This is a genomic window from Wolbachia endosymbiont of Tuta absoluta (genome assembly GCF_059414725.1).
On the sequence record NZ_JBNRJY010000519.1, the window covers coordinates 1 to 5,828 of the forward strand.

3 protein-coding genes and 1 tRNA gene are annotated in these 5,828 nt (G+C 35.4%); 3 read left to right on the forward strand and 1 reads right to left on the reverse strand.

Annotated features, from left to right (window positions below; all coding sequences use genetic code 11):
• The first annotated feature begins 121 nt into the window (after window positions 1-121).
• Together alaS and ACJ5GX_RS05750 are read left to right on the forward strand one after the other, a co-directional pair.
• The gene (alaS, locus tag ACJ5GX_RS05745; protein WP_096097200.1) at window positions 122-2,761 is read left to right on the forward strand and encodes an alanine--tRNA ligase; all 2,640 of its coding nucleotides are present in this window, start codon (window positions 122-124) and stop codon (window positions 2,759-2,761) included.
• Between the two features lie 203 nt (window positions 2,762-2,964).
• Window positions 2,965-3,036: transfer RNA gene (locus ACJ5GX_RS05750), tRNA-Asn, on the forward strand.
• 87 nt (window positions 3,037-3,123) lie between these two features.
• Here the strand turns inward: ACJ5GX_RS05750 and ACJ5GX_RS05755 are convergent.
• Entirely contained in the window at window positions 3,124-3,861 is a 738-nt protein-coding gene (locus ACJ5GX_RS05755) for a leucine-rich repeat domain-containing protein (RefSeq protein ID WP_052264782.1), read from the reverse strand.
• Between the two features lie 195 nt (window positions 3,862-4,056).
• Here ACJ5GX_RS05755 and gpmI point away from each other — a divergent pair, with 195 nt between their 5' ends.
• On the forward strand, window positions 4,057-5,553 hold the full coding sequence (gene gpmI, locus ACJ5GX_RS05760; protein WP_052264783.1) for a 2,3-bisphosphoglycerate-independent phosphoglycerate mutase: 1,497 nt from the start codon (window positions 4,057-4,059) through the stop codon (window positions 5,551-5,553).
• Window positions 5,554-5,828 lie beyond the last annotated feature (275 nt).

Here is a 5,828-nt window from a genome sequence, read left to right on the forward strand (position 1 = left end):
AAAATTTTTATGTAAAAGTTACTTTTATTATACTAAGTAATATATATATTAATATTTAGATTGATAAATTGATTTTACTTCTGTTACAACTTATTATGCATAGATAACCTCAGTAAAAACGATGAAGCTAAACGAAATTAGAGAAAGATTTATAAAATTTTTTGTAAATAATAATCATGAGCAAGTTCCTTCTTCTCCTTTGATTCCAGAGCATGATCCAACACTCATGTTCACAAATGCTGGTATGGTACAGTTCAAAAACATCTTTACCGGCACGCAAAAAACTGAAATGAAACGTGCCGTCTCAAGTCAAAAGTGTCTCCGAGCAGGTGGTAAACACAATGATCTTGAAAATGTTGGCTATACATCTCGGCATCACACATTTTTTGAAATGCTCGGAAATTTTAGCTTTGGTGATTACTTTAAAGAAACTGCGATAGAATTTGCGTGGAAATTTATTACTGAAGAATTGTCTCTTGATAAAAACAGACTATCCATAACTGTTTACCACACTGATGATGAAGCATATGAAATTTGGCGTAAGATAAGTGGCTTTTCAGATGATAAAATCATAAGAATTACAACAGATGATAACTTTTGGAGCATGGGCAATACTGGTCCATGTGGCCCATGTTCTGAAATCTTTTACGATCATGGAAATTCCGCTTTACATGAAGACGACAGAATTGTTGAAATTTGGAACCTGGTGTTCATGGAATTTAATAAAGATGAAGAAGGTAATTTACAAAAATTACCAAAAAAATGCATCGATACCGGAATGGGCCTTGAAAGAATAGCAGCTGTTATGCAGAACGTTCATGATAACTATGATATTGACCTATTTTCTGCTCTGGTAAGTAAATCGCAAGAGTACTGTGGAAATACGGAAAATAAAGTAGCTCATAAGATTATCGCAGATCACCTTCGTGCAGCTGCATTTCTCATCGCAGAAGGAGTGCTTCCTGGAAATGAAGGAAGAAATTATGTACTACGCAGATTGATCAGGAGAGCAGCACGTTATATCCACCTACTTGGATATAATGATTCTCTATTGAACCTTGTTTTTCCTGCACTCATAGATGGCACAAGTTTGGCTTATATGGGAGATGCTTATCCAGAGCTAATCAGAGTTAAAAGCTTAATAGAAACAACGTTAAAATCAGAGGAAGAAAACTTTAAAGACACTTTAATGAAAGGCATTAATCTCTTGGACAAATTCACTGCAGATTTAAAATCAGGTGACACTCTATCTGGAGAATCAGCATTCAAACTATATGACACTTATGGATTTCCTTTGGATATCACACTTGATATTTTGAAAGAAAGGAAAATAAATTTTGACCAAAAAGGTTTTGATAATGCAATGAAAGAGCAAAAAGAAAGAGCACGTGCTAATTGGACTGGATCTGGTGAAAAATCTGTTGAACAAGTATGGTTTAATTTAATCGATCAGTTTGGCAAAACGGAATTTGTTGGTTATGAACGTGATGAAGTAAAGGATGCAACAGTACTCGCAATAATTTCCTCTAAAAATGAAGTAATTGATTCTGCAAAAGAAGGAGAAAAGATAACTATTATACTTGATAAAACACCTTTTTATGGAGAGTCAGGTGGACAAGTGGGAGATATTGGAAAGTTCCTTCTTGTCATCCCAGTACTTGATACTGGGATCCAGATTCCAGCGTCACGCGCTGGAATGACACCAGATTTAGGCGTAATCATAGTGGAAAATACCAACAAGATTAATGACCTATATTTACACAGATGTATAGTGGAGTCTGGTTCAGTTCGTAAAGGTGATACAGTTACAGCTAGTATTAACAAAAAAAGAAGACAAGACTTAAGAAGAAATCATTCAGCTACACATCTTCTACACTTTGCACTCAGAAAAATCTTAGGTGATCACGTTACTCAAAAAGGTTCTCTAGTCGCACCAAATAGACTAAGATTTGACTTTAGTCACAATAAGCCAGTCACTCAGGATCAGCTGTCTTCAGTAGAAGATATAGTAAACTCTCTAATCAGAGAAAATCTTTCTACGTCCACAAAAGTTCAAGGTATGGATGAGGCAATAGACGAAGGAGCGATGGCCTTATTTGGTGAAAAATATGGTGATAATGTTAGGGTTGTAAAAATTGGAGATTCAAAAGAATTATGTGGTGGTACACACGTGGAGCGTACCGGAGAAATTGGTTTGTTTAAGATAGCAGCAGAATGTTCCGTTGCATCTCGAGTAAGAAGAATTGAAGCTTTAACCGGTCAAGAAGCAATTAATTATGTACGCAATAACGAAATTAGCTTAAAAAAAGTTGCAGAATGCGTAAAAGCACCAGTAAATGAAATAATAAGTCGACTCAGTATTTTAAGCCAAGAGCGCAAAGAATTTGAAACCAAAATAAAAAATCTTTATAAAAAGATTATCAGTGTAGAAAATATAAAAAGTACTGAAATAAATGGAATAAATTTCGTAATCCACACTTTTACTGACGTTCCAGGAAGTATCATAAGGGAATTTGCTCTACAGCAACAAAAACCGAAAACTGTAATAGCCTTCATGGTAACAGAAAAGGATAAAACAGTTTTGATTGTCAAAGTAAGTAAAGATTTAACTAATAAGATCAATGCAAAAGAGCTAGTATCTACTGTAACCAGAAGGGATTGCGGTGGAAATGCCGAACTTGCCCAAACAGGCTGTGATAACAATAAAATAGATGATGCCATTACAGCAATCCATAGCAAAATAACAGCTTGCAAAAACTAATACACCCTACTACCTCGATATCTTTTAACCGTAAACGAAGGTATTATGCAAATAGGGGTAGAGAAGACTTAACTGTCAAATGAGCATATCAGGTAATAAGAACTAGATTACAGCTCCATGCACTGGAATGATATCTAGGTCTAAAGTCTACATAAAAATCGTTTACAATCGGCGTTCAATGTGATAAGTTGAAAGCAGTTTATTCCTCGGTAGCTCAGTGGTAGAGCAGTTGGCTGTTAACCAATTGGTCGCTGGTTCGAATCCGGCCCGGGGAGCACTATTTTATACAATCTGTACATTTCACTTTTAGCCCAAAATTCACTACCTTTTTTTTGTCTCTTAAACAGACAAAACGTGTGAAGTTATATAGTTTTAAAGCCTTTACTGTCAAAATGCAAAGATGTCTGCGCTTCACTTAGCTTGCTATCTGGCTCCTCTCCTATTTTTCTTTTATTACATTTCCTTTTTAATTGAGGAAGGACATTTTTTGGCAATGTTTCATCAATACTGCAATAATTGTAAATGAGCGAAGTAAGACGCACCAAATTTCCACTCGCCAAAGTCTGTACATCTCTGTAATTAATGCTGTTATCATATACTTTAAGTGTAATAAGATTTTTAAGGTTTCCACTTGCTGCTAAAGCCTCTGCACCTTCATTACTGATTTCATTCCATCCTAAACTCAGTAAAATAAGCTTTTGAAGGTTTCCACTTGCTAAAGCTTTTGCCCCCCTATCGCCAATTTTATTATCATATAATTTAAGCTCAGTAAGACTTGTAAGATTTCCACTGGCTAAAGCCTCTACACCTTCATCACCAATTTCGTTTCCTCCTAAATCAAGCGAAGTAAGATTTATAAGATTCCCGCTTGCTAAAATCTTTGCACCTTCTGTACCAACATAACTGCAACTTAGATCAAGTGAAGTAAGATGAGAAAGCTGAGCTAATTTTTTTATAACCTCATAATTAATTTTTGAACATCGTAAAATAAGTCTTGTAATGTTTGTATTGTTTTTTAAAAAGTTTACTAATCTATCAACATTAATTATAGCACCTGATGTTGCTAAAGTATTATCCTTTACATATTGACTATAACTCATTTGACCTCACTATTAAAGCTATGCAAGTGTTTTAGTAAACACTTTAGCAACTGTCAATCACTTTAATAAAATATTTTATGAAAAACTTCATATACCATTGCCTCCAAGCAGCTTTTTCTATCTCTTATTTTAACACAAAAGTTGTGAGAAGAATTTGTTTTTGGTACCATTGAGGGTTTCGATGTTAACTTTTATATGAACTTTAAATCAGTCGTTTTATGTATACTAGATGGCTGGGGTAATGGAATAGAAAATAGTAAATACAATGCTATTAGCAATTCAAATCCACCTTGTTGGCAACATATTAGCTCTAATTATCCAAAGTGCAGTTTATCTGCCTGTGGAACTGATGTTGGATTACCAGAAGGCCAAATAGGCAATTCAGAAGTTGGTCACATGAATATTGGTAGCGGTAGAGTGGTAATGCAAAGCCTTCAGCGTATTAATCAAGCAATCGAAACGATAGAAAATAATGCAAATCTACAGAATTTTATTAATGATCTAAAAAGTAAGAATGGCATATGCCATATAATGGGATTGATATCAGATGGCGGTGTTCATTCGCATCAAAAGCACATTTCATCTTTAGCAAACAAAATATCACAGCGCGGAATTAAAGTTGTAATACACGCATTTTTAGATGGCAGAGACACACTGCCAAATTCAGGGAAAAGATGCATTCAAGAATTTACAGAAAGCATAAAGGAAAATGATATAAGAATCTCCACTATCTCTGGGCGTTATTATGCTATGGACCGTGATAATAGGTGGGAAAGAACAATTGAAGCTTATGAAGCCATCGCATTTGCAAAGGCGCCTCGTTATGATGATGCAGTATCGCTTATTGATGAAAATTACCAAAATAATATAACCGATGAATTTATCAGGCCCGCAATAATAGGAGATTATCAAGGTATAAAACCAGAAGATGGATTGCTATTGGCTAACTTTCGTGCTGATCGAATGATACAATTGGCAAGTATTTTGCTAGGCAAAACAGATTACGCTAAGGTAGCAAAATTTTCTTCAATTTTAAGTATGATGCAATATAAAGCGGACTTAAAAATCCCTTATCTCTTTCCTCCTGAATCTTTTGCCAACACTTTGGGACAGATAATAGAAGACAATAAATTACGGCAACTGCGCATTGCTGAAACTGAGAAATACGCGCATGTGACTTTCTTTTTTAATTGTGGAAGAGAAGAACCTTTTTCTGGTGAAGAAAGAATACTCATTCCTTCACCAAAAGTTAAAACTTATGACCTGCAGCCTGAAATGTCAGCCTTTGAGCTCACAGAAGAGCTTGTAAAAAAAATTTATTCTCAAGAATTTGCGCTGATAGTTGTAAACTACGCTAACCCTGATATGGTGGGACACACAGGTAATATAAAAGCAGCCGAGCAAGCTGTGCTCGCTGTAGATGATTGCCTTGCAAAAGTACTCAGCGTTGTCAAAGAAGTGGGTAATACTGCACTCATTGTTACAGCAGACCATGGTAATGTGGAATGTATGTTCGATGAAGAAAATAACACACCTCACACAGCGCACACTCTAAATAAAGTTCCATTTATTATATCTTGTGAAAATTTAAAACTGAGAGATGGAAAATTATCTGATATTGCTCCTACTATTTTACAGCTACTTGGACTCAAAAAGCCAAATGAAATGACAGGTAGTTCGTTGATTGTATAATTTTTCGTATTACTCTCTATTCACAACTGTTGTAGTTTGAGACACCGGAAGGGTGCTATTCAAACAGCCCCTTGTCGTTTAGGTAGCCCATTCGGTGTCATCTCAGTGCTTGACACTGGCTTCTTGATTCCTGGATTCCAGCGGGCTTTGTTGCACCACTCAAGGAAAGAACAGGCAGTTACTGATGGAATTTGTTATAAAATAGATATTTAGCCGACAAAGGAAAAATATGCCAATAAGAATGAAAGTCAGTAACTGCAATGAATATAACAAAT

Coding starts and splice junctions, on each gene's coding strand:
- alaS (WP_096097200.1), top strand. CDS start 122: ATGAAGCTAAACGAAATTAGAGAAAGATTTATAAAATTTTTTGTAAAT.
- ACJ5GX_RS05755 (WP_052264782.1), bottom strand. CDS start 3,861: ATGAGTTATAGTCAATATGTAAAGGATAATACTTTAGCAACATCAGGT.
- gpmI (WP_052264783.1), top strand. CDS start 4,057: ATGAACTTTAAATCAGTCGTTTTATGTATACTAGATGGCTGGGGTAAT.